The sequence below is a fragment of the Rhodococcus sp. AW25M09 genome, from assembly GCF_000333955.1.
Taxonomy (GTDB): Bacteria; Actinomycetota; Actinomycetes; order Mycobacteriales; family Mycobacteriaceae; genus Rhodococcoides.
The window spans coordinates 1-24,376 of record NZ_CAPS01000068.1 but is presented as its reverse complement, the minus strand read 5'-3'; the positions used below and the strand labels follow the sequence as shown (position 1 = coordinate 24,376).

The window sequence follows — 24,376 nt, the reverse complement described above, 5'->3', positions numbered from 1 at the left end:
CGCCGCCGGTGCCGCCGAGGCCGGTGCACCTGCCAAGCACAGTGCGGCGGCGGCGAGCGCAACCGTCGCCGTTGTCAACACTGCACGCGTCGCCACGAGCTACCGACCTGCCAATTCTTCGAGGGCCGGTACGAGGGTGCGCAGCGCGCGACCGCGATGTGAGGCTGCGTCCTTCTCGTCCGGGCTCAGCTGCGCTGCACTACGACCGTCGCCCTCGGGCACGAAGATCGGGTCGTAGCCGAAACCGTTGTCGCCCGAAGGCTCTCTCGCGACAACGCCGCGCCACTCCCCGCGCACCACGGTCTCGGCTCCGCCGGGAACCACCAGGGCGCATGCCGATACGAAGGCCGCTCCGCGACGCTCGTCCGGGGTGTCGCTCAGCTGCGCGAGAACCAGCGCGGTGTTGGCATCGTCGCGTCCGTGAGTACCGGACCATCGCGCCGACAGCACGCCGGGCATCGCGTTCAAGGCATCGATTTCGATACCGGAATCGTCTGCAACACAAGGCAATCCGGTAGCCGACGCCCCGTCGCGAGCTTTCGCGAGCGCATTGTCCTCGAACGTCGCTCCGGTTTCGGGAGCCTCCGGAAACGGCGGCACCTCGTCGAGGCCGACCAGTTCGATCCCGGTAACTCCGGCGGCGTCGAGCACCCGCCGGAGTTCACGCAGCTTCTTCATGTTCCGGCTGGCTACCAGCAGCTTCGAGTCAGCCACCGAACTTCTTCTTCGACTCCGCGACTGCCGGCTCGGGCAGATCGCCGGGGTACGGCAGTTCCAAAGCTTCCCGCTGCACCTCGAACAGCTTCTCGATGCCGACGAACGCCGAGTCGAGCAACTTGTCCAGTGTGGTTCGCGGGAAGGTCGCGCCCTCGCCGGTTCCCTGGATTTCCACCAGCGTGCCGGTGTCGGTGGCGACGACGTTCATGTCGACCTCGGCGCGAGAATCCTCTTCGTAGGGCAGATCGAGACGCACCCGGCCGTCGACCACACCGACGCTGACCGCGGCGATCATGCATGAGATCGGCTGGGGATCGGCGAGGCGTCCGGCTGCGCGCAGATACGTGACGGCGTCGTTGAGAGCCACGAATGCGCCGGTGACAGCCGCGGTCCGGGTACCGCCGTCGGCCTGGAGAACGTCGCAATCGAGCGCGATGGTGTTCTCACCGATGGCAGCCAAGTCGATGCATGCACGCAGCGAGCGTCCGACCAACCGGGAAATTTCCTGGGTTCGCCCGCCGACCTTGCCCTTGACCGACTCGCGGCCGTTGCGGGTGTGCGTGGCCGCCGGGAGCATCGCGTACTCGGCGGTGAGCCAACCGAGGCCGGACCCCTTCCGCCAGCGCGGCACACCCTCCTCGACGCTGGCCGTGCACATCACCCTGGTGTTACCGAACTCGACCAGCACCGACCCTGCCGGGTGGCTGGTGAATCCACGGGTGATCTTGATGTTGCGGAGCTCGTCGTCCGCTCTGCCGTCTTCTCGTCTGGACACGTCTCGAAGCCTAGCGCGTCCTCAGACGGTGAATACGTCCCCTGGGAGAACCGCATGCACCGGTCCACTGAACTCTGCTTTGGCCTCGGCGATCACGTCCTCGCGAGACGTCCACGGCGGGATGTGGGTGAGCAGCAGCTCCCCGACCCCGGCCTCACGGGCGATCCGGCCGGCCTCGGTTCCGGACAGATGCACTCCCTCGGGACGCTCGGGACTGTCGGTCCACGATGCTTCGCACAGGAACACATCGGCCCCGTTCGCCAGATCTTGCACCGCCTGACACATTCCGGTGTCGCCGCTGTACGCGAAGATGCGACCCTCGCCCGTGGTGACTCGCATGCCGTAGGACTCCGGCGGATGGAACACCTGACGGGTCAGAATCGACAGCTTCCCGAACTCCACGGTGCGACCGTCGACCCAACGCCGGAGGTCGATCGTGTCGGACATGTCGTCGATCTGCCCGCCGCACTCGGCCGAGGCGACTCCGAGCCGAAACGCCGTGTCCTTCGGCCCGTACACGATCGCTCGCCCGTCAGGCGGGTTCGGATGGTAGCGACGCCACACCAGCAGACCAGGAACGTCGAGGCAGTGATCGGCATGCAGATGCGAGAGCAGGACGCTCACATCTCCCGGGTCGGCGTAGCGCTGCAACGCCCCGAGAACGCCGGGACCGAAGTCGAGAACGACCGGTGAGGTCTCCTCTTCTTCCATCAGGTAGCCCGACGCGGGTGAATCGGGTCCGGACACACTGCCCGAACATCCCAGGACGGTAATTCGCATGAAAGCCATGCTGCCACGCCGAGCGCGTCACTCGAAACGTTCGGGCAGTATTCCTCGCGCGAGTCGGCGAAATTCACCGGCGAGCGTCGGTGTGTCGGCAGTTACGTCGAGCTCAGAGAGTGGGCCGATCGAGCGACTCGACGCGTGTTCGCTCGGCCCGCGCGTCGGCCGACAAGAGCCGAGCAGCGATCACGCCACCCACTGCGCCGAACAGATGGCCCTGCCAAGAGATGTTGGGATCACTCGGAAGCACCCCCCACAGCGCACTGCCGTACAGCACGAACACCACGACACCGATCGCGAGTTGACCGAGTTTGCGTGTGAAGAAACCGCGAACGAGCAGATACGCGATGAATCCGAAGATCAGAATCGACGCACCGATTGTGGTCCCCGCCCCGGCCGTCAACCACGTACCGAAGCCGCCCACCAACCAGATGATGCCGGTGGCAGCCAGACCACGCGCCATCCCCGAGAGCAACACCAGAAATCCGAGCACCACGATCGGCACGGTGTTCGCGATCAAATGCTGCCAATCGTCGTGCAACACCGGCGCGAACAGGATTCCCCACAGTCCGTCGACAGAGCGGGGGTGAATGCCGCCCTGTTCGAGTTTCGATCCGCTGGCGACATCGATGATCTCGATGATCCACAACAAAGCGGTGAATCCTCCGACGAAGATGGCGGCCTGCATCCAGACCGGCCGCTCACGCTCGCCGGGCAGCTTGCCGGTCTCGCTCATGTTCGCCTCCAACGTCGGTCCCTCCACGGTACCGGGCAGGGCGGTCGACGTGATCAGACTCGGAATCAGGTGAACGCCGACGGGAAGATCTGCCGGTAGGTGGGGATGCCGGCCACCGAGGTGGCGTCGAGCACGGCGCGCACGATGGCCCGCTCGACGACGATCGCCGCGGCCTCGGTGACCGCGGCCAACACGGGCAGTTCCGCCGAGAACGCGGCCGGAACCGAGGACTCGGCCGAGACGGCCCTGGTGCCCGTCGACACCGCGAAGATCGTGTCGCCGTCGAGTGGCGAGTGCGCCGGCCGGATGGCTCGGGCCAGACCGTCGTGACCCGCCACGGCAATCCGCTTGCACGACGCCGACGACAGCGCAGCATCGGTGGCGACCACACCGATCGTGGTGTTCAGAGCGGTCCCCTTGGGTTCGAGTGCCAGCGCGTTCCACACCTCGTCGACGTCGGGTGTACGCATACCGAACGCCGCGGGCCCGAGTGTTCCGGTGCCCCAGAGCAGTCCGGTACGCGGATCGAACACAGCGCCCACGGGATTGGCGACCATCAGCGCCGCCACCGTGACCCCGTCCGCAGGACCCCCCTCGATCACCGTGCTGGCGCTACCCACGCCACCCTTGAGCACTCCGGCGCGAGCGCCGACACCTGCCCCGACCGATCCTGTTGCGAACCCGGTAGTCGCTGCTGCCGCGGCGAGGTAGCCGAACTCCGCCGTCGGACGCGCGGTCCAATCGCCGACCGGAAGATCGAAGATCACCGCAGCCGGCACGATCGGGACGACGTGATCGGGACTGCCCATCGCGATGCCCTGACCGTGCTCCTCGAGCCACTGCATGACGCCGTCGGCGGCCGCGAGACCGTACGCACTACCCGCGGTCAACAGAATCGCGTTGACGTGCTGAACGGAATGGCTCGGATCGAGCAGATCGGTCTCACGGGTTCCCGGCCCGCCGCCGCGAACGTCCACTGCGGCGGTGGCACCGCCGAGCGCTCGAACCACGGTGCAGCCGGTGGCCGAACCGGATCCCATCGCGGCGGTGTCGTCGAGTTCGTGATGGTGACCGACCAGCAGACCGGCGACGTCGGTCAGGCAGTCCCGCGGTCCGGGCGTCGAGAAGGCAGTGATGGAGTGGGCAGCGGTCACGCGCGCGTCCTAGGGGATGAGGACCTGTACGAGTGAATCCTGCATCCAGGTCAGCCAGTGATACACGTCGAGATGCGGAGCGCGAGGATCACCCTCGTCGAGCTCGTCGGGTGTGTCCGCACTGATCCCCAGCGTCGTGCCGAGCGCCAGCCTCACGTCGTTGAGGCCGGTCAACCATGCGTCTGCCTGCTCCTGGGTCAGGACGATCTTGCCACCGGAGTCGGGAAGCGTGGCCAGGATCATCGATCCGGCAGCCAACTTCTCGTCGATGATCTCGGGCTCGTGGAGTCCACGCAGTGCGCCGTTGAGGTCGGCCGGGTCCTCCGCGTCGCGGGTGGGGTCGGCGCGGTGGAAGTCCGGCAGCAGCCGTGCCAGCGCGGCATCCTCGGGCGGACTGTTGTGGCCGGTGCGCAACCCCGTCAGTGCAGCGAGTTCGTCGGTGGGGGCAGCGGCGGAACGGTCGCGCAACAGTCCGAGAACCGAGCCGACGAGAGACCGCAGCACGGCGGCCTCACGAGCATCGATCTCGGATTTGATCTTGACCCCGGACAACGAATTCCGTCTCGTCCACGTGCGCACTGTTGCTGATGTCCTTCTCTACTTGTCCTGCTGCATGGTGGCCCACAGACCGGCCGCGTGCAGGCGTCGAACATCGTTCTCCATTGCGTCGCGCTCACCGCTCGACACGACGGCCTTGCCCTCGGAGTGCACCTGCATCATCAGCTCGGTGGCCTTGGCCTTGCTGTAGCCGAAGAGCTTCTGGAACACGTAGGTCACGTAATGCATCAGGTTGACCGGGTCGTCCCACACGATCGTCACCCATGGGGTGTCGTGCGATTCGTCTGCGGCGACGGCCTCGGTCTGGGCCGGGACTGCTTGTGGTGACGCCGCGAGCACCTCGCCTGCCGAGAAGCCGTCCACGGGCAGAAGCGGTCCGTCCACCGTCAACCAAGGCATGGCAACAGGGTACGGCGTATCGGGCCAGCGTCCCACGCTCGCCCCTGCGCTCGTAGTGTGGGCGAGGTGAGCAACGACGCGACCACCGATCACGCGAATTCCAGCGACATCGCCAGCACCGCACTGCTGACCGATCAGTACGAGTACACGATGCTGTCGGCCGCTCTGGCCAGCGGCTACGCCGATCGTGTGTGCAGCTTCGAGGTGTTCGCGCGACGGCTGCCCGGTGGCCGCAGATACGGCGTCCTCGCAGGCACCGGGCGCATTCTCGACGCGATCGCCGCCTTCCGATTCGGCCCCGACGAGCTGCGTGTCGTCTCCGAGTTCCTCGACTCCGACACCGTCGAGTGGCTGCGCAACTACCGATTCACCGGCGATATCGACGGCTATCGCGAGGGCGAGCTCTACTTTCCCGGCTCACCGGTACTGACCGTCCGCGGCACCTTCGCCGAGTGCGTCGTCCTCGAAACCCTCGTGCTGTCCATCCTCAATCACGACAGTGCCATCGCGTCCGCCGCAGCCCGGATGGTGGCGTCCGCGAAGTCCCGGCCGATCATCGAGATGGGATCGCGTCGCACCCACGAAGAGGCCGCCGTTGCCGCCTCGCGGGCGGCATACCTCGCCGGATTCACCGCGACGTCCAACCTCGAGGCCGTACGCAGGCACGGAGTTCCGGGCGCGGGAACGTCGGCCCACTCCTTCACCCTGCTGCACACCACCGCCGAGGGCCCCGACGAACGGTCGGCGTTCGCGGCACAGGTGCGAGCCCTCGGAGTGAGCACCACCCTGCTCGTCGACACCTACGACATCACCCAGGGCGTTGCCAACGCCATCGAAGTGGCGGGGCCCGAGCTCGGCGGGGTGCGCATCGACTCCGGCGATCTCGGCGTGCTCGCGCGCCAAGTTCGCGACCAACTGGACGCTCTCGGTGCGCCGAAGACCAAGATCGTCGTCTCGGGCGATCTCGACGAGTACGCCATCGCGGCACTACGCGCCGAGCCGGTCGACTCCTACGGCGTCGGCACGTCCCTGGTCACCGGATCCGGTGCCCCGACAGCAGGGATGGTCTACAAGTTGGTCACCGTGGACGGCATTCCCGTCGCCAAGCGCAGCAGTCACAAGGAATCGCGCGGCGGCACCAAGGCGGCGCTGCGCACCGCCCGCCCTACCGGCACCGCAGTCGAGGAGCTCGTGCACCCGTTCGACGCTCCCCCGGCCGTCGACGGCGATCTGGTGGTAGAGACCTTGACCACGCCCCTGATCCGCGGCGGCGAACGAGTTGCCGACCTTCCGACGCTCACCGATAGCCGTGACCTGCTGGCTCGACGCCTGGTCAGCCTTCCGTGGGAGGGCCTGAAACTGTCTCAGGGCGAACCGGCGATACCCACCCGCTTCGTGGAGGCGTAACGGCGGTGTCGGTGCCGAACCGGATGGACGATCGGCAGTAGTCTGCTTCGGTGCCGTCGAAGACCGAGTTGCCCACCGTCCCCGCGCTCCTGCAGGTCGCGGTGCACTCGCTCGGCGGCAAGGAACGCAGCAATCAGCTGACGATGGCCTCGGCGGTGGCGCATTCGATCGATACCGGCGAGCATTTGGCTGTGCAGGCCGGCACCGGTACCGGCAAGTCCCTCGCCTACCTCGTCCCGAGCATTCGGCACGCGGTCGAATCCGGTAAGACCGTCATCGTCTCCACGGCCACCATCGCGTTGCAGCGACAGTTGGTCGACCGCGATCTGCCGCGCTTGTCCGATGCGTTGACCGAGGCCCTCGGCCGTCGACCGAAGTTCGCGATCCTCAAGGGCCGCAACAATTATCTGTGCATGAACAAGATCCACACCGGTGCCGCTCAGGAAGCACCGGACGCGGAACTGTTCGACCCGTTCGCCGTCTCGCGCATGGGCCGCGAGGTGGTTCGGCTGACGAAGTGGTCGTCCGAGACCGAGACCGGCGACCGCGACGACGTAGTTCCGGGCGTCAGCGACCAGGCCTGGCGGCAGGTCAGCGTCACCGCTCGCGAGTGCCTGGGCAAATCACGCTGCCCCGTCGGTGAGGACTGCTTTGCCGAGCGCGCCCGCACCGAGGCCGCGCAAGTCGATGTCGTGGTGACCAATCACGCCCTGCTCGCGATCGATGCGATCACCGGAATTCAGATCCTGCCCGAACACGACGTCGTTGTCGTCGACGAAGCTCACGAGCTGGTCGATCGAGTGACCGGCGTTGCAACAGAGGAGCTTTCGGCGGCCACCGTCACAGCTGCGGCCCGTCGTAGCGCCAAACTGATCGAAGAGGAAACGGTCGACCAACTCGAAGGAGCCGCCGAGAACTGGGCCGCGATTCTCGACGACCTACCCCCGAGCCGCTGGCAGTCTCTGCCTGACGGGGTCGGGCCTGCGCTCGCCTCCATCCGCGACTCCGCCTGGGCAGTGCGTACCGCGATCGGGCCGAACAAGCAGGGCATGGCCGCCAGCGATCCCGAGGCCGCCGCGGCTCGCAGCGCCGCACTGGTCGCGGTCGACGAGGTCCACGACAGCGCGGTCCGAGTGCTCACGGCCTTCGACGAACCCGACCCTGCCAAACGCAAGGACGTCGTCTGGCACGCCGTCGACGACTTCCGCGGCAACGTCAAGCGCACCGTCCGCATTGCGCCGCTGTCGGTGGGCGGGCTACTTCGCGCCCGACTGTTCGCCGAATCCACCGTGGTGCTCACCTCCGCGACGTTGACCGTCGGTGGATCGTTCGACGGGTTGGCCATCAACTGGGGTCTGCCGGCAGAGAAGCCGTCTCGCAGCGACCCCGCGATGGCCTCGGGAGTGGAGCCGCCGTCCGATACCGGGTCGATTCGCTGGAATTCCCTCGACGTCGGATCGCCGTTCGACCATGCCCGCGCGGGCATCATGTACATCGCCAAGCATCTGTCGCCGCCCGGGCGCGACGGTCTCTCCGCGTCCTACCTCGACGAGATCGAGTCTCTGGTGAGCGCCGCGGGAGGCCGCACGCTCGGGCTCTTCTCGTCCATGCGTGCCGCCAAGGCGGCCGCTGAGGAAATGCGGGAGCGCCTCGACACGCCGATCCTGTGTCAGGGCGACGACTCCACCGGTGCGCTGGTACAGAAGTTCGCCGACGACGAGGCCACCTCACTGTTCGGGACGCTGTCGCTGTGGCAGGGCGTCGACGTGCCCGGCCCGTCGCTGAGCCTGGTCATCCTGGACCGGATTCCGTTTCCCCGGCCCGACGATCCACTGCTCGTCGCCCGGCAACAGGCCGTCGAATCTCGGGGCGGCAACGGGTTTCTCGCGGTCGCCGCGAACCATGCGGCCCTGCTGCTGGCGCAGGGCGTCGGCCGGTTGCTCCGCAGCGTCGACGACAGAGGCGTTGTGGCAGTTCTGGATTCACGCCTGGCCACTGCCCGCTACGGCGGATACCTGCGCGCCTCGCTGCCTCCGTTCTGGGAGACCTCGGATCCGGAGGTAGTGCGTAAGGCGCTCACCCGCCTGGCGGGAAAGTAGCGCGCCACGCTACGCAGTCGCCACCAGACCCAGCTCTGCATCCGAGGCGAGGCCGTCGTGGTGGGGCAGCACGCGCACCGTGTATCCCACTGCGCCGCTGTGCGGCAGCCGCGTCTGCCCGGCGTAGACGTGCTCGCCGCCCTCGGTGCCCACGTGCGCCATGGCCGTCGTCCGAATGTCGGTGAGGTTCTCCTCGTCGTCGGCGCGGCCCACCACTGCCTGCACCACGACGTCCGCCGCGTCCAGGCCGCCGAGATCGACGTTGGCGCGCAGCGACAGCTCCGCACCGATCACCGGGGCGTCGGGCATCCCTTCACTGTCGACTCGGGTCACTTTGACTGCGCCCCACGCCTGTTCGACGCGTCGACGGTACGCCGCCACGCCGGTGGCACCGCGGTGTCCGTCGGCCGAACCAGCGCGGGCCGACGCGGCTGCAGGCGCGTAGTAGCCCAGCGTGTAGTCCTGAACCATCCTCGACGCCAGCACCTTGGGACCGAGCTGTTCGAGAGTGTGCCGCACCATTTCGATCCAGCGGCCGGGCACTCCGTCCTCGCCTCGGTCGTAGAACTTGGGCAGCACCGCCTGCTCGAGCAACTCGTAGAGCGCAGCGGCCTCGAGATCGTCGCGTCGATTGTCGTCGGTGACGCCGTCCGCTGTGGGGATGGCCCAGCCGTTCTCACCGTCGTACATCTCGTCCCACCACCCGTCTCGGATCGACAGGTTGAGGCCTCCGTTGAGCGCGGACTTCATGCCCGAGGTGCCACAGGCCTCCAGCGGTCGCAGCGGATTGTTCAGCCACACGTCGCATCCCCAGTACAGAAAACGCGCCATGGACATGTCGTAATCGGGCAGGAAAACGATGCGGTGCCGCACGTCGGCCTGGTCGGCAAATCGGACGATCTGCTGGATGAGCGCCTTTCCGCCGTCGTCGGCGGGGTGGGACTTTCCGGCCACCACCAGCTGGACCGGCCGCGCCGGGTCCAACAACATGGCCCGCAGTCGCTCGGGTTCACGCAACATCAGGGTCAGACGCTTGTACGTCGGAACCCGTCGAGCAAACCCGACAGTCAGCACGTTCGGATCGAAAACATTGGCTGTCCAACTGATCTCGGCCTCGGTCGAGCCGCGTTCGAGTTCCGAACGCCGAACCCGACGCCGCACCTCGTCCACCAGCTGCCCACGCAGAGCGTTACGCGTGGACCACACCTCGTTCGGGGACAAGGGCCCGCCCGCACGATCCTCACTCTCGGCCCACTCCCGCGCGGACCACGTAGCCGCGTGCACACCGTTGGTCACCGAACCGATCGGCACCTCGGACGCGTCGAATCCCTGCCACAGGTCGTTGAACATGTCGCGGCTGACGATGCCGTGCAATTTCGACACCCCGTTGGCGCGTTGACCGAGGCGCAGACCCATGTGCGCCATGTTGAACACCGAGGCGTCGCTCTCGCCACCCAACGCGAGAATCCGGTCCATCGGCAGTCCCGGCAGCAGCGCAGAATCCGGGCCACCGTCCGTGTTGCCGAAGTAGTGCCGCACCAGATCGGCGGGGAATCGATCGATCCCGGCCGGCACCGGAGTGTGGGTGGTGAAGACGGTGCCCGCCCTCACCGCAGCCAGTGCCGAATCGAAGTCCAAGCCGCCTGCGGTGACGAGTTCACGGATGCGTTCGACGCCGAGGAAGCCTGCATGGCCCTCGTTCATGTGGAACACCTCGGGGTCGGGCAATCCGTGCGCACGGGTGTAGGCCCGAATTGCTCGAACTCCGCCGATACCGGCGAGGATCTCCTGCTTGATGCGGTGATCCTGATCCCCGCCGTACAACCGATCGGTCACCCCGCGTAGTTCCGGATCGTTGTCGGCGATGTCGGAGTCGAGCAACAGCAGCGGGACGCGTCCCACCTGGGCGATCCACACCCGAGCCCGCAGGACCCGCGATCCTGGCATCGACACGTGGATCAGAACCGGAGAATCTTCGTCGTCGGTGAGCAGCCGCAGTGGCAGACCGTGTGGGTCGAGGGACGGGTAGCGCTCGGCCTGCCAACCGTCCGCCGTCAGCGATTGCCGGAAGTAGCCGGAGCGGTAGAGCAACCCGACACCGATCAGCGGCAGTCCCAGGTCGGACGCCGCCTTGAGGTGGTCACCGGCGAGGATGCCGAGTCCACCGGAGTAGTTCGGCAAGACCTCGCTGACGCCGAACTCCATCGAGAAATAACCGATGCCCGACGGCAACGCCCGCCCCTCCGACAACTCGTTCTGGTACCACAGCGGGCGCGCGAGGTAGTCGTGCAAGTCCGCCTCGGCGGCGTCCAACTCGGCCAGGAAGCGCTCGTCGGCCGCGAGTTCCTCGAGGCGTGAGGGCGCGACCGCTCCGAGCACGGCCACCGGATCACGTTCGAGTTCGGTCCACAGCAACGGATCGATGTGCTCGAAAAGATCCTGCGTGGACGAGTGCCACGACCACCTGAGGTTTGTCGAGAGCTCGGCAAGGGCACTCAAGCGGGCGGGAAGGTGTGCTCGGACGGTGAATCGGCGCAAAGCTTTCACAGGATCGAACCCTACCCACGGACACCTGCATCGATGGGCGGCTCGGCGAAATCTGCTCTACCGAGCCGGTGACGAGCAGTATGCGTCGGCGCACGCGCCATCTGCGCGGCTGCATTACGGTTGACGAGTAGAAGCACACCAGTATCGGTTCGACAAGAGGTTGCGCCCGCGCAGCCATACCTCTAGCGAAGAATGGAGTGTGAAGTGACAGGTCGACTTGGTATCGACAATGTCCTTCCAGATACGACGACCGGAAAGTACCCCGCGAAAGCGGTGGTGGGCGAGACCTTTCCGGTTTCCGCCGACGTCTGGCGCGAAGGTCACGACGCAGTTGCCGCGACGCTGTCGGTGCGCGGACCGGGAGGCAGGCTCGAACGCATCCCGATGACACCGGGCCGCGAACCCGACTCGTTCGACGCGGTGTTCGTTCCTTCTCGGCCCGGCTACTGGATCTGCCGGATCGAAGCGTGGAGCGATCCGATCAGTACTTGGCGCCATGCCGTCGAAGCCAAGCTCGGAGTGGGACAGAGCGCGCACGAGCTCGCGAACGATCTCGAAATCGGAGCGCGACTGTTCCTGCGTGCTGCCACCGGCGTTCCTGCCGAGAGCAGGCAACTACTGGCCGATGTCGCCGGCGCGCTGCGCGACACCGACCGCCCGTTGCCGGCGCGAGTGTCCTCGGCGTTCGCATCGTCGGTCACCGAACTACTGTTCGCACACCCGCTCCGTGAGCTGGTGACGCGGTCGCGTGCGGTCAACATCTGGGTCGACCGCAATCTGGCGCTCAACGGTGCGTGGTACGAGTTCTTCCCTCGGTCGACGGGTGGCTGGAACGAGGACGGCTCACCGCGGCACGGCACGTTCGCAACATCGATCGAGCAGCTGCCCCGCATCGCGCACATGGGCTTCGACATCGTGTATCTACCGCCGATTCATCCGATCGGTGCCATCAATCGCAAGGGTCCGAACAACACGTTGACCCCTGGCCCGGAGGACGTCGGCTCGCCGTGGGCGATCGGATCGACGGACGGTGGCCACGACGCGATCCATCCCGAGCTGGGCACCGAGGACGACTTCCGCGCTTTCGTCGCCGCCACGCAGGAACACGGCATGGAAGTGGCGCTGGATCTCGCTCTCCAGGCTGCTCCCGACCACCCCTGGGCTGCAACGCATTCCGAGTGGTTCACGGTGCTCCCCGACGGCACGATCGCGTACGCCGAGAATCCGCCGAAGAAGTACCAGGACATCTACCCGGTCAACTTCGACAACGACCGGCGCGGCATCTACGAGGAAGTCCTGCGTGTCGTTCGATACTGGATTTCCTTGGGAGTCAAGGTGTTCCGAGTCGACAACCCGCACACCAAGCCACCGGACTTCTGGGAATGGCTGATCGCCGAGGTCAAGAAGACCGACCCGGACGTGCTGTTTCTCGCAGAGGCGTTCACTCGGCCGGCGCGCATGTACGGGTTGGCGCAACGCGGTTTCACGCAGTCCTACACGTACTTCACCTGGCGGACCGCCAAGTGGGAGCTGACCGAGTTCGCCGAGGAACATGCCCGACGCGCAGACGATGCGCGCCCCAACCTGTTCGTCAACACCCCGGACATCCTGCACGAGAGTCTGCAGCACGGCGGGCCCGGGATGTTCGCTCTGCGAGCAGCTCTGGCGGCAACGATGGCACCGACGTGGGGTGTGTACTCCGGCTACGAGCTGTTCGAGCATCAGGCGGTGCGCGAGGGCAGCGAGGAGTACCTCGACTCGGAGAAGTATCAATTGCGTCCACGCGACTTCGAGGGTGCCCTCGCCCGCGGCGAATCGCTCGAGCCGTGGATCACCACGCTGAACGCGATTCGGCGTGCACATCCCGCGCTGCAGCAGCTGCGCAACATCCACTTCCACACCATCGACAACGAGGCGCTGATCGGGTACTCCAAGTTCGACCCGCAGACCGGTGACTCGATCCTGGTGGTGATCAACCTGAACCCGTTCGGAGCCGAAGAAGGCACGATCCACCTGGACATGCCGGCCCTCGGTCACGATTGGCAGGACACGCTCACGATCAAAGACGAGGTGAGCGGCGTCCACTACGACTGGGGCCACACCAATTTCGTCCGCCTCGAGCCCTGGACATCGGTGGCACACATCTTCACGCTCCCGCACATTCCTTATCCGGCACGAATCGAACTGGCCTACCGCGGCAACCGAAAGTGAGTGGATTCAACGTGACCGAGAATCCGTCGACGCCGAAAGACACCGTCGCAGCCCCGTCCGACAACGATCTCGAACTCATCGCTGCGGGCAGGCACTACAACCCGCATTCCGTACTCGGTGCCCATCCGGTGACCGGCGGAACCGCCATCCGCGCCCTCAAACCCGACGCCGAGAAGGTCGTCGCACGCGTCGGTGGGGTCGACCACCAGTTGACCCACGTCGCGGACGGTGTCTTCTCTGCCATGATCCCCGTCGAGGACTTGATCGACTATCGACTGGTGGTGACCTGGCCCGGTGGGCATGTCGTCGAATCCGCCGACGGATACCGATTCCTTCCCACTCTCGGCGAACTCGATCTGCATCTGTTCGGCGAGGGCAGACACGAGCGTCTGTGGGACATCCTCGGTGCCCATCAGCAGTCGTACGCAACGCCGGACGGTCCTGTCACCGGCACGTCGTTCGCGGTCTGGGCCCCAGCGGCGCAGGGTGTCACCCTCGTGGGCGACTTCGACGGCTGGACCGGCCGAAGCTGGCCTATGCGAGTACTGGGCTCGACCGGTGTGTGGGAGCTGTTCGTACCCGGCATCACGCCGGGCGCGCTCTACAAATTCCGGGTGCACGGTGCGGATGGTTCGGTCAAGGACAAGGCCGACCCGATGGCCTTCGCGACCGAGATTCCGCCGTCCACCGCATCGGTCGTCACTGAGTCGTCCTACACCTGGAACGACGAGAAGTGGCTCGACACCAGAGCCGGAGTCGAGCCGACTCAGGCTCCGATGAGTGTCTACGAGATCCACCTGGCGTCCTGGCGACCGGGCCTCGGATACCGCGAACTCGCCGAACAGCTCGCCGAGTACATCACCGAAACCGGCTTCACCCACGTGGAGCTGCTCCCGGTGGCCGAGCATCCCTTCGGTGGGTCCTGGGGCTACCAGGTGACGTCGTACTACGCACCGACATCGCGCTTCGGCAGCCCCGACGATTTTCGTTATTTCGTCGACCATCTGCACAGTGCCGGGATCGGCGTCATCGTGGACTGGGTGCCCGCGCACTTCCCCAAGGACGAGTGGGCCCTCGCCCGTTTCGACGGCGGCCCTCTCTACGAGCACGGCGACCCGCAGCGAGGCGAACAACTCGACTGGGGCACATTGGTTTTCGACTTCGGACGCCGCGAGGTCCGCAACTTCCTGGTCGCGAACGCCCTGTACTGGATCGACGAGTTCCACATCGACGGACTCCGCGTCGACGCCGTGGCCTCGATGTTGTACCTGGACTACTCCCGACCCGAGGGCGGCTGGTCACCGAACATCTACGGTGGCCGAGAAAATCTCGAGGCCGTCACCTTCCTGCAGGAGATGAACGCGACGGTGCACAAGAAGCATCGCGGCGTCGTCACCGTTGCCGAGGAGTCGACGGCATGGCCCGGCGTCACCCGTCCGACGAACGTCGGCGGGCTCGGGTTCAACATGAAGTGGAACATGGGCTGGATGCACGACACCCTGGGCTTCCTCGGGCGTGATCCCATCCATCGCAGCTACCACCACCACGAGATCACCTTCTCTCTCGTCTACGCCTGGAGTGAGAACTATTTGCTCCCGATCAGCCACGACGAGGTGGTGCACGGCAAGGGAACGCTGTGGACTCGGATGCCCGGTGACGACTACACCAAGGCTGCAGGACTGCGCGGCATGCTCGCCTACATGTGGGCACACCCGGGCAAGCAACTGCTGTTCATGGGCCAGGAGTTCGGCCAGACCCGAGAATGGTCCGAAGAGCGCGGCCTGGACTGGTACCAAATCGACGAGGAACCCCTGCACGGAGGCGTCAAATCCCTCGTTGCCGATCTCAACTCGACGTACCGTTCGCACCCGGCACTGTGGACGCTCGACACCTCGCCGAGCGGATACTCGTGGATCGACGCCAACGACACCGAGAACAACGTACTGAGCTTTCTGCGGTACGGGTCCGACGGTTCGGTCATCGCGTGTATTTTCAACTTCTCCGGTTCCGAGCACGGCAGCTATCGTGTGGGACTACCGGAACCCGGACGTTGGATCGAGATCCTCAACACCGATGCAACGGAGTACGGCGGCTCCGGCGTGGGCAACCTGGGTGAAGTGACGGCAACATCGCACTCGTGGCACGGACGACCGGCTTCCGGCCAGGTTGCGCTTCCTGCCAACGGGGCGATCTGGATAAAACTGGAGCAATAGATGAGTGGCGGCCGCAGACCCCGACTACTGGCTGCGGCCGCCACTGCCGGACTGCTCCTGCTGACCTCCTGCGCGCAGACCGTCAGCGGAAATGCGGTATCGATCTACGAGAACCCGTTCACCGTCGCCGGCCTTCCGGTCACGAGCGGGCCGAGTGGGCCGCGTCCGGGTGTCCCCGATTCGACGATCACCGTGGAGAACGCCGAGGGCACCGACTCGGACCTACTCGCCACCAACGCGATCGACGACATTCAACAGTTCTGGGCCGAGCAATATCCCGCCGTCTTCAAGGGCTCGTTCACTCCGATCTCGACCTTGATCTCGTGGGACGCATCCGAGGACGAGGGATCGGGCATCAGATTCTGCGGTGACCGAACTGGCGGTATCCCCAACGCCGCCTACTGCACCCGTGACGATTCGATCGGATGGGACCGCACCATCCTGCTCCCGGCTCTGGTCGATGCATTCGGACCGATGTCGGTGGTGATGGTCATCGCCCACGAATACGGCCACGCCATCCAGCATCAATCGGGGCTCGTGGGCGACGACACTCCCACGATCGTGGCCGAGCAACAGGCCGACTGTTTCGCGGGCGCTTTCATCCGCTACGTCGCGGAGGGCGACGCGCCGCACTTCACGATCAACACCTCGGACGGACTCAACGGCGTTCTGGCCGCCACCGTCGCCGTGCGCGACGTCGATCCCAACGATCCCGAATCGGTGCACGGCTCTGCCTTCGAGCGAGTCACTGCCGTACAGATCGGCTTCACCGACGGTGCCGCAGCCTGCACCGCGATCGACGAGGCCGAGATCGATTCGCGTCGAGCATCGTTGCCGCAGAAGTTCAGCGATCCCGGCGACTCCGGTGAACTACCGGTTACCGAGGACTCCCTCGCTGCGTTCACCCGATCATTCGAAACGGTGCTGCCCGTCAGCGATCCGCCGATCGTCGACTACTCGGGAGCAGACATCGATTGCTCCGACGCCAGAGCCACCGCGCCGGTCTCGTACTGCCCGTCGACCAACACCATCGGCGTCGACGTCGCGGACCTGGCCGAGCGCGGTCTGCCCGAAACCCCGAAGCGCGGAGACATCTTGCCGCTCAACGTCTCCGGCGACTACAGCGCCTACGTTCTGTTCGCGTCGCGCTACACGCTCGCAGTACAGAAGGAAGCGGGCCAGACTCTCGACGACCCGCAGACCGCCCTACGTTCGGCGTGCCTGTCCGGCGTCATCACCTCGGCCATGAGCGCCGAGAACGGCGCTACGGGACTCGACATAGTGCTCTCCCCCGGCGACCTCGACGAAGCCGTCTCCGGTCTGCTCAGCGACGGTTTGGCAGCGAGCGACGTGAACGGTACGACGCTGCCGTCCGGCTTCTCCCGAGTCGACGCCTTCCGCTCGGGAGTACTCGGCGGCAAGGCCCTCTGCGACTCGCGCTACAGCTGAGCGGTTCGGTGCTCGGTCGGTCGAGTGCTCAGCGGGTTCAGTACAGAGCGGACGCCAGCTTGCGCCGCGCGGACACCACCAGCGGATCTGCCGCGTCGAACAGCTCGAACAGCTCGAGCAGCCGGGTGCGCAACGCCGTGCGGTCATCGCCCGCACTGATCTTGATTCCGTCGATCAGCCGCGCGAAGGCCTGCTCCGGCTGCTGAGCAGCCATCTCCGCGTCGGCGGCGTCGATACGAGCCTGCACGTTCGCCGGGTCGGCGTCCGCGATCTCGATCGCATCGGGCGCAACATTCTGCACACGAGCGAGAAACTTGACCTGCCGCAGTGCGGCGACCGCGTCGGTGTTGTTGGGTTCGGCGTCGATGATCGCTTGGTATGCAGCAGCTGCCTTGTCGAAATCGCCGTCGTCGATGGCCTCTTCGGCAGCAACGATTCTCGGGTCCTCGATCTCGGGCTCCGGTTCGGCGTCGGCCACCCCGGGTGGGCCGGTGAGCTTTCCCGCGGTCGCCTGCTCCACTGCCTGCAGCCACTGACGCAGCTGCTCATCCGACTGCGTGCCCTCGAAGTCGGCCAGCGGCTGGCCGGCGGCTACGGCAACCACCGTCGGGATGGCCTTCACGCCGAAGGCCTGGGCTATCTGCGGACTGGAATCGACGTCGACCCGAGCGAGCACCCACGCACCTGCAGCCTCGACGGCCAATTGTCCGAGCTGACGCGTCAACGCCTGGGACTGCGGCGAGCGGGCCGAACCCAAGTCGACGATCACCGGGACCTGAGTGGATCGCTGGAGCACCTCGGCCTCGAACGTCGCCGCGGTCACGTCCACGATCGGTGCCACACCTCCCGCATCGCCTCCCGATTCAGCGGGAGGAGCAGGTGTCGGGCGGTCCTTGAGAACGGACAGGTCGACGGCACCGGCGATGGAGGCGGGAACGACAGCTGAGGGGCGGACGGGAGGACGGGAACCGGGTCGAGTCACGCCCTACAGTTTGTCACTAACGCGACGCGTCATCCACTGGCGGGAGGCGCGGTGGGTCAGGACTGAACTTTCGCGTCGGCTGCGGGCCTGTCCGTGCTCAGCTCGGCGAGACGGCCCGTGCGCACTGCCCAGATCTCGAAGATCACGGTCCCGAACGGCGGAAATGCCGCGACAAGCGCAAGCAGCGTGGCCTTGACGTCCCACTTGAGCTTGACTGCCGTCAACACGGCGATCGCCAGGTACACCACGAACACTCCGCCGTGAATCGGTCCGAAGATCTTCACACCGATCTCGTTGCCGTCGGCCGGAATGTATTTGAACGCCATTCCGATCAGCAGTCCGAGCCAGGTGAACGCTTCGAGGACGGCGATGAAGCGGAAGCGTTTGGCGGTGCTGCTCAGGTCGAAGAAGTTGGTCATGCCCGCTATTGTGCCCGGTTTGCTACGACAGAACGTAGTGGCTCTGGTCTCAGTCCGACCAGAGCCACCGCCGCATTACTGCTTCGGTACTCGAACGATGAGGGCGTCGCCCTGTCCACCGCCGCCACAGAGTGCCGCCGCGCCGACCCCGCCGCCGCGTCGCTGCAGCTCGAGAGCCAGATGCAGCGCGATGCGAGCGCCCGACATACCGAGGGGATGTCCGATCGAGATCGCTCCGCCGTTGACGTTGACGATTTCCGGATCGATGCCGAGTTCACGCGTCGACGCGATTCCGACTGCCGCGAATGCCTCGTTGATCTCGATGACATCGAGATCCTTCGGGTCGATACCGTCCTTCTCGCACGCCTTGGCGATGGCGCGGGCCGGCTGCGACTGCAGTGTGGAGTCGGGACCGGCCACCACTCCGTGCGCCCCGATCTCGGCGAGCCAGGTCAGCCCGAGCGACTCCGCCTTCTCCTTGCTCATCACCACGACGGCTGCGGCACCATCGGAGATCTGCGACGCCGATCCTGCGGTGACGGTGCCGGCCTTGTCGAAGGCGGGGCGAAGCTTGCCGAGGGAATCGACGGTGGTGTCGGCGCGGATTCCCTCGTCTGCGGTGAACTGGATCGGCTCACCTTTGCGCTGTGGGATCGACACGGGAACCACTTCGTTGTCGAAGACGCCGTTCTTCCAGGCAGCGGCGGCCTTCTGATGCGACGCGGCCGCGAAGGTGTCCTGCTCCTCGCGGCTGATGACCTCGGCGCTCTGATTGCGCTGCTCGGTCAGTGCCCCCATCGCTTGGTCGGTGAAGATGTCGTACAGACCGTCGTAGGCGAGGTGATCGCGCATCGTGACATCGCCGTACTTGAATCCCGCACGCGACTTCTCGAGCATGTGCGGAGCCTGAGTCATCGACTCCTGGCCGCCTGCGACGACGATCTCGAATTCGCCCGCGCGGATCAGCTGATCGGCCAGTGCAATGGCGTCGACTCCGGACAAGCACACCTTGTTGATCGTCAGCGCAGGCACCGTCATCGGAATGCCTGCAGCCACGGCTGCCTGGCGGGCCGGGATCTGGCCTGCTCCGGCGGTGAGAACCTGTCCCATGATCACGTAGTCGACCTGATCCGGTGCAACTCCGGACTTGTCGAGTGCCCCCTTGATGGCAATTCCGCCCAGGTCGGATCCCGAGAAGTCCTTGAGTGCGCCCGAGAAGCGGCCAACGGGCGTGCGAGCACCGGCGACGATGACTGTTGTGGTCACGATTTCCTCCGAAAGTGTGAAGACGGCCTTGTCGAGATCAACGCTCCGACGCCCCCGACCGATACCGGCCGGGCAGAGCACCCAAACGCAGCTGGCGCTAACGTCATGGCCATGACCTCCAGCACGCAGTCTTACACGGGAGCTCCGCTCCGCTCCGACCTGGTGACGGCGATCGACCATGTCGGCATCGCGGTGCCCGACCTCGATGCAGCCATAACCTGGTACACCGATCACCTCGGCATGGTCGCGGTACACGAAGAGATCAACGAGGAGCAGGGCGTCCGCGAGGCTATGCTGTCGTTCCCCGGCAGCGGGGACGCGTCTGCTGCATTGCAGTTGCTCGCACCGATCGACGAGTCGTCGACGATCGCCAAGTTCATCGGCCGCAACGGACCGGGACTGCAGCAGCTGGCGTACCGCGTCACCGACATCGAGGAGATCTCGACCGAGTTGCGCGCCCGTGGCGTCCGGTTGCTGTACGACGCCCCGCGCCGCGGCACCGCCGATTCTCGGATCAACTTCGTCCACCCCAAGGACGCCGGCGGGGTTCTGATCGAACTGGTGGAACCGAATCACCGAGCTCACTGATCGAACCCGGTGAACAAGCCGTATGGCCCTCTACTTGACGCACCGGTAAATTGACGCCCATGGCAATCGATCATGAGCGCAGTTCTACGGTGCAACTTCCCTTTTCCATCGTCCGGAAGGGGTTCGATCGCGACGAAGTCACCAACTACTTCGAGCGATTCGACGCCGAGCTCCGCCTGACCACCGCCGACCGTGATGCGGCGGCGGCCCAGGCTCGTGATCTGGCCAAGCAACTCGACGACGCACGTGACGAGATCGACGAGCTACGCAAGGACATCGATCGCCTTTCGGTTCCACCCACCACCGCGGAGGGCATGAGCGATCGCATCTCGCGGATGTTGCGGCTCGCCTCGGACGAGGCATCCGAGGTACGTGCGAAGGCGCACTCGGAGTCCGAGGAGATGATTTCGGTTGCGCAGCAAGAGAGTGCGCGACTGCGCGGTCGGCACGAGTCGTTGGTTGCAGAACTCGAAGAACGCCGGTCGGCAGTCGAGACCGAGCACGAGCAGACCATGGCCCAGGCACGTACCGAGGCAGCAAGAGTGGTCGAGGCCGCACAGGCCGAGCGCGACAAGCTGGCGGCAGAGGCCGAGGCCAAGCGTACCGAGGTGCAAGAGGACTTCGAGATCACGATGGCCGAGCGTCGCACGAAGGTGCTCTCTGCACTCGAAGACCTCGAGGCGTCGAGCAAGTCCGACGCTGCCCGCCGCATCGAGGAGGCGACGACCGAGGCTGCTCGACGGCTTCAGTCCGCCAGCGAGCAGGCAGAACGGCGGATCGCACATTCCAAGGAATTGGCCGAGGAGTTGCGCGTGTTGCGTAGCCGGGTGCTCGCCCAGCTACTCGGCATCCGCGGCCAGCTCGATTCGGTTCCGGCAATGCTGGCCTCGGTCAACCGAGAGAGCGAGCTGCTCGACAATCCAGACCCGACGGCAATCCTGAAGAAGGAAGAAGAGAAGGCCGAAGCGAAAGCCGAGGACGAGAAGGAAAAAGAATCGGCTGATTCGGCGTCCTGAACCACCGACTCACCCGAGGCCTCCCCGCTAGGACCATCTGCGGGTGAGGCCTCGCGTGTTTCTGCCGGACCAACATCCGGTGTGCCAATGCCGGCGATTGTCCGCACCGCCGAAATCGTCCGAGGGCCACGCAACGATGTGCGCAACGCCGGGCCGCACCTCGTGATCGCACCCGGGGCACCGATAGGTCTTGACTGCCTTGGCACCCGGGACCATTCGAGTGGTGTAAGTGTCTCCGTCCGGACCGACCTCGGTCCGATTGCCGCCCAATACCGAGTCGGTGCCGGGACCGACATCACTCGGGCCGCTCCGATTCGCTTTGCGGGGCTGATTACGACGAGGCACCTGTCCAGTGTAGAGAACCGCCCGATCACGGGAGTGGAGCCCGCAGAAACGACCGGGTCGTGCCGACAGTCGTCAGAACAGCCGGAACTCGGTGCTGTCGGTACCGCGCAGGACGTCGTAGTCGAGAGTGAGGCAACGAATGCCGCGATCTGTGGCCAAAGTCTTCGCCTGCGGTTTGATGACCTGCGCGGCGAACACTCCGCTGACCGGAGCCAACAGGGGATCGCGATTGAGCAGATCCAGGTAGCGAGTCAGTTGCTCGACGCCGTCGATCTCACCGCGTCGCTTGATCTCGACCGCCACGGTTCCTCCATCCGCGTTGCGGCACAGCAGATCCACCGGTCCGATTGCCGTCATGTATTCACGTCGCACGAGGGTGTATCCGTCGCCCAAAGTACTGACATGCTCGGCCAACAGCTCCTGGAGGTGTGCCTCCACCCCGTCTTTCACCAAGCCGGGGTCGATGCCCAACTCATGACTCGAGTCGAGCTCGACGTCGTCGATGGTGATGCGGAGTTCCTCGCCTGCCTTGTTGGTGACAACCCAGTTGATCGTCTCGTCCTCGGTGGTCTCGACCATCCAGCAGGGCGGAGACATCCAATTGAGCGGCTTGTAGGCCCGGTCGTCCGCGTGCACGCTGACCGATCCATCGGACTTGACGAGAAGCAGCCGCCGAGCCGACGGTAGGTGTGCGGTGAGGCGGCCGACATAGTCCACTTGGCAACGAGCAATAACTAGACGCACTCGACCACCATAAGGCAGGGTGCCCGATAGTCTGTGACGACCATGCCGCAACTCAGACGATCTGCCGCCCCGCTGGGTTCCCGACTGTTGGGCGACACGAGCGAGTCGCCGCGCAGACGGCGGATCCGAATCCAGCTGCTGCTGACGGTCTTCCTGGTCCTATCCAACCTGATCGGCGCGGTCATTGTCGGAGTGCTGATCAGCGTCGTCGTTCCGGGCCCTGACGTTCTGAAGATGGATCACTACTGGTGGGTCAACTTCATTGTCGTCCCGGTGTACGTATTCCTCGCATTCCTGGTCGGCGTCCTGTGGGGCACCACGCGGGCGCTCAGCAGTCTGCGGTGGGGCATCGAGGATCGCCAACCCACGCGATCCGAGCAGGTCGCGACCCTCGCCATGCCGTGGCGCCTGACGCGCATGCAGGTAGCCCTGTGGACCGGCGCGTTGGTCTTGCTGACCACGATCGACGGCATCATCGATCCTCAGGCGATCCCCAAGGTCGCGTTCACGATCGCCGCGGGCGGCACGGTGGTCTGCGCGTTCAGCTACCTGCTCAGCGAGTTCGCGCTCCGTCCCATCGCGGCGCGGGCCCTGGAAGCGGGCGACCCACGGCGAATCCGGATCGCTGGCGTCATGGGTCGTTCCATCCTGTCGTGGCTACTGGGAACCGGCGTTCCGGTCTCCGGACTCATGATGATCGCAATCTTCCGTTTCCTCAGACCCGAGACGAGTGCCGATCAGCTCGCAGTGTCCATCCTGGCTCTCGGCGGAATCACCATCGTCTTCGGTTTCGCACTGACCGTGCTCGGAGGCTTCGCGACCACCTCTCCCATCAACAACGTGCGAGCAGGCATGGCCGAGGTGGAGAAGGGCAACATGAATGTCCGTCTCGCGGTGTACGACGGCACCGAGCTGGGCGAACTCCAGAGTGGGTTCAACCGGATGGCCGACGGCGTGCGCGACAGGGAGAAGATCCGCGACCTGTTCGGCAGACACGTCGGACACGAGGTTGCGGAGAAAGCGCTGCAGTCCGACAGCGAGCTCGGCGGACAGGAACGCGACATCGCCGTGTTCTTCATCGATCTGGTGGGTTCGACCGAGCTGGCCGCGTCTCGGCCACCGACCGAGGTAGTACACCTGCTCAACCGATTCTTCGCAGTGGTCGTCGACGAGGTCGACGAGCACGGTGGATTCATCAACAAGTTCGAGGGTGACGCGGCGCTGGCGATCTTCGGAGCACCGAACGAAATTCGCGACCACTGCGGCTCCGCACTCGCAGCCGCCCGAGCTATTGCTCGACGACTGCTCGAGGAAGTCCCCGAATGCAGCGCAGCAGTCGGCGTCGCGGCTGGACGCGCAGTCGCCGGCAACGTCGGTGCGAAGTCGAGATTCGAGTACACCGTCATCGGAGACCCGGTGAACGAAGCCGCTCGTCTGTCCGAACTGGCGAAAAATGCGCCCGGTGCAATCCTGGCCTCCAAGACCGCGGTCGACGGTGCCGAATCCGGCGAAGCACAGCGTTGGGAATTCGGTGACGCAGTGACTCTGCGCGGACGATCGGCAGAGACAATTCTCGCCAATCCCAAAGATGTCGAAATCGAGGCCGAAGAGGCTGTTGCCGTTCACGCTTGATCGAAGCGTTGCGAGCACATCACCTCCGCGACACTCCCCTGCAGCCGGTCTCCTCATCCGGTCCGACGATGCGCGAATGCGCGCGCGTTCGTCGGAAGCGCGGGGAATAGTGCCCGGTGGTGTGGCGATTGTGGACGCGTGTGGCGAATGCGCGCGCGTTCGTGCAGGGGATCTCCGCGCCGGTCCCCTTCACCTGGTCCGAGGATTCGCAGGTGCGTGCGCGTTCGTCGGGTGCGAGCGGAATGGTGTCCGCCGGTGTGGCGATTGTGGACGCGTGTGGCGAATGCGCGCGCGTTCGTGTGGCGATCTCCGCGCCGGTCCCCTTCACCTGGTGCG

At 65.6% G+C, this 24,376-nt stretch carries 22 protein-coding genes; 9 read left to right on the top strand and 13 right to left on the bottom strand.

From position 1 onward, the window contains the following. Nucleotides 1-99 precede the first annotated feature (99 nt). The 7 genes from rdgB to clpS form a co-directional block, all read right to left on the bottom strand. Nucleotides 100-714 (bottom strand): RdgB/HAM1 family non-canonical purine NTP pyrophosphatase, encoded by a 615-nt coding sequence (gene rdgB / locus RHODMAR_RS12800; protein WP_008715169.1) that lies wholly within the window; start codon nucleotides 712-714, stop codon nucleotides 100-102. Beyond that, entirely contained in the window at nucleotides 707-1,492 is a 786-nt protein-coding gene (gene rph / locus RHODMAR_RS12795; RefSeq protein WP_008715168.1) for a ribonuclease PH, read from the bottom strand. Before rph ends, rdgB begins: the two co-directional genes overlap by 8 nt. A gap of 21 nt (nucleotides 1,493-1,513) precedes the next feature. Further along, complete coding sequence (locus RHODMAR_RS12790; RefSeq protein WP_198289439.1) at nucleotides 1,514-2,272, bottom strand: cyclic nucleotide-degrading phosphodiesterase; 759 nt, start codon at nucleotides 2,270-2,272, stop codon at nucleotides 1,514-1,516. A gap of 112 nt (nucleotides 2,273-2,384) precedes the next feature. After that, on the bottom strand, nucleotides 2,385-3,011 hold the full coding sequence (locus tag RHODMAR_RS12785; RefSeq protein ID WP_008715165.1) for a rhomboid family intramembrane serine protease: 627 nt from the start codon (nucleotides 3,009-3,011) through the stop codon (nucleotides 2,385-2,387). A gap of 65 nt (nucleotides 3,012-3,076) precedes the next feature. After that, entirely contained in the window at nucleotides 3,077-4,165 is a 1,089-nt protein-coding gene (locus tag RHODMAR_RS12780) for a P1 family peptidase (protein WP_008715163.1), read from the bottom strand. A 9-nt stretch (nucleotides 4,166-4,174) separates the two neighbouring features. Next, a complete protein-coding gene (gene aosR, locus RHODMAR_RS12775; protein ID WP_008715161.1) occupies nucleotides 4,175-4,744 on the bottom strand; it encodes an oxidative stress transcriptional regulator AosR in 570 nt (189 codons plus the stop codon). An 18-nt stretch (nucleotides 4,745-4,762) separates the two neighbouring features. Further along, nucleotides 4,763-5,122, bottom strand: a complete 360-nt coding sequence (gene clpS, locus RHODMAR_RS12770) for an ATP-dependent Clp protease adapter ClpS (protein ID WP_081605990.1) — start codon at nucleotides 5,120-5,122, stop codon at nucleotides 4,763-4,765. A gap of 57 nt (nucleotides 5,123-5,179) precedes the next feature. On the opposite strand from clpS, the gene RHODMAR_RS12765 reads away from it, so the two are divergent. Continuing rightward, entirely contained in the window at nucleotides 5,180-6,529 is a 1,350-nt protein-coding gene (locus tag RHODMAR_RS12765) for a nicotinate phosphoribosyltransferase (RefSeq protein ID WP_008715154.1), read from the top strand. 50 nt (nucleotides 6,530-6,579) lie between these two features. Next, nucleotides 6,580-8,628, top strand: coding sequence for an ATP-dependent DNA helicase (locus tag RHODMAR_RS12760; protein WP_008715153.1), 2,049 nt, complete (start codon nucleotides 6,580-6,582; stop codon nucleotides 8,626-8,628). 9 nt (nucleotides 8,629-8,637) lie between these two features. On the opposite strand, the gene glgP is transcribed toward RHODMAR_RS12760, so the two are convergent. Continuing rightward, on the bottom strand, nucleotides 8,638-11,175 hold the full coding sequence (glgP, locus tag RHODMAR_RS12755) for an alpha-glucan family phosphorylase (RefSeq protein WP_042939022.1): 2,538 nt from the start codon (nucleotides 11,173-11,175) through the stop codon (nucleotides 8,638-8,640). 204 nt (nucleotides 11,176-11,379) lie between these two features. On the opposite strand from glgP, the gene RHODMAR_RS12750 reads away from it, so the two are divergent. From RHODMAR_RS12750 to RHODMAR_RS12740, 3 genes are read left to right on the top strand one after another with little or no spacing between them, the layout of a single operon-like run. Further along, nucleotides 11,380-13,386: an alpha-1,4-glucan--maltose-1-phosphate maltosyltransferase gene (locus tag RHODMAR_RS12750; protein WP_042939055.1), complete on the top strand. Its 2,007-nt coding sequence runs from the start codon at nucleotides 11,380-11,382 to the stop codon at nucleotides 13,384-13,386. Nucleotides 13,387-13,397: 11 nt separating this feature from the next. Continuing rightward, nucleotides 13,398-15,599, top strand: a complete 2,202-nt coding sequence (gene glgB / locus RHODMAR_RS12745; RefSeq protein ID WP_008715150.1) for a 1,4-alpha-glucan branching protein GlgB — start codon at nucleotides 13,398-13,400, stop codon at nucleotides 15,597-15,599. Further along, nucleotides 15,600-17,048, top strand: a complete 1,449-nt coding sequence (locus RHODMAR_RS12740) for an LpqM protein (RefSeq protein ID WP_008715145.1) — start codon at nucleotides 15,600-15,602, stop codon at nucleotides 17,046-17,048. A gap of 37 nt (nucleotides 17,049-17,085) precedes the next feature. Here the strand turns inward: RHODMAR_RS12740 and RHODMAR_RS12735 are convergent, their stop codons facing one another. From RHODMAR_RS12735 to RHODMAR_RS12725, 3 genes are all read right to left on the bottom strand, one after another. Next, nucleotides 17,086-17,973: a tetratricopeptide repeat protein gene (locus tag RHODMAR_RS12735; protein WP_042939053.1), complete on the bottom strand. Its 888-nt coding sequence runs from the start codon at nucleotides 17,971-17,973 to the stop codon at nucleotides 17,086-17,088. A gap of 113 nt (nucleotides 17,974-18,086) precedes the next feature. Then, nucleotides 18,087-18,449 carry a DUF3817 domain-containing protein gene (locus tag RHODMAR_RS12730; protein WP_008715143.1) on the bottom strand — a complete coding sequence of 121 codons (363 nt, stop codon included), beginning with the start codon at nucleotides 18,447-18,449 and terminating at the stop codon, nucleotides 18,087-18,089. 75 nt (nucleotides 18,450-18,524) lie between these two features. Next, nucleotides 18,525-19,715 (bottom strand): acetyl-CoA C-acetyltransferase, encoded by a 1,191-nt coding sequence (locus tag RHODMAR_RS12725; RefSeq protein ID WP_008715142.1) that lies wholly within the window; start codon nucleotides 19,713-19,715, stop codon nucleotides 18,525-18,527. Between the two features lie 105 nt (nucleotides 19,716-19,820). Between RHODMAR_RS12725 and mce the strand changes: the two genes are divergently transcribed. Next, the gene (gene mce / locus RHODMAR_RS12720) at nucleotides 19,821-20,303 is read left to right on the top strand and encodes a methylmalonyl-CoA epimerase (protein ID WP_008715141.1); all 483 of its coding nucleotides are present in this window, start codon (nucleotides 19,821-19,823) and stop codon (nucleotides 20,301-20,303) included. Nucleotides 20,304-20,362: 59 nt separating this feature from the next. Continuing rightward, nucleotides 20,363-21,319 (top strand): hypothetical protein, encoded by a 957-nt coding sequence (locus RHODMAR_RS12715; protein ID WP_042939020.1) that lies wholly within the window; start codon nucleotides 20,363-20,365, stop codon nucleotides 21,317-21,319. Between the two features lie 27 nt (nucleotides 21,320-21,346). Here RHODMAR_RS12715 and RHODMAR_RS29080 read toward each other — a convergent pair whose 3' ends face one another. Continuing rightward, nucleotides 21,347-21,664 (bottom strand): hypothetical protein, encoded by a 318-nt coding sequence (locus RHODMAR_RS29080; RefSeq protein ID WP_008715138.1) that lies wholly within the window; start codon nucleotides 21,662-21,664, stop codon nucleotides 21,347-21,349. A gap of 72 nt (nucleotides 21,665-21,736) precedes the next feature. Continuing rightward, a complete protein-coding gene (gene nucS / locus RHODMAR_RS12705) occupies nucleotides 21,737-22,408 on the bottom strand; it encodes an endonuclease NucS (RefSeq protein ID WP_008715124.1) in 672 nt (223 codons plus the stop codon). Nucleotides 22,409-22,450: 42 nt separating this feature from the next. On the opposite strand from nucS, the gene RHODMAR_RS12700 reads away from it, so the two are divergent. Both RHODMAR_RS12700 and RHODMAR_RS29075 read left to right on the top strand, forming a co-directional pair. Then, entirely contained in the window at nucleotides 22,451-24,040 is a 1,590-nt protein-coding gene (locus RHODMAR_RS12700; RefSeq protein ID WP_008715123.1) for an adenylate/guanylate cyclase domain-containing protein, read from the top strand. A 140-nt stretch (nucleotides 24,041-24,180) separates the two neighbouring features. After that, a partial coding sequence (locus tag RHODMAR_RS29075; RefSeq protein ID WP_232433646.1) for a hypothetical protein occupies nucleotides 24,181-24,376 on the top strand: 196 nt, incomplete at its 3' end.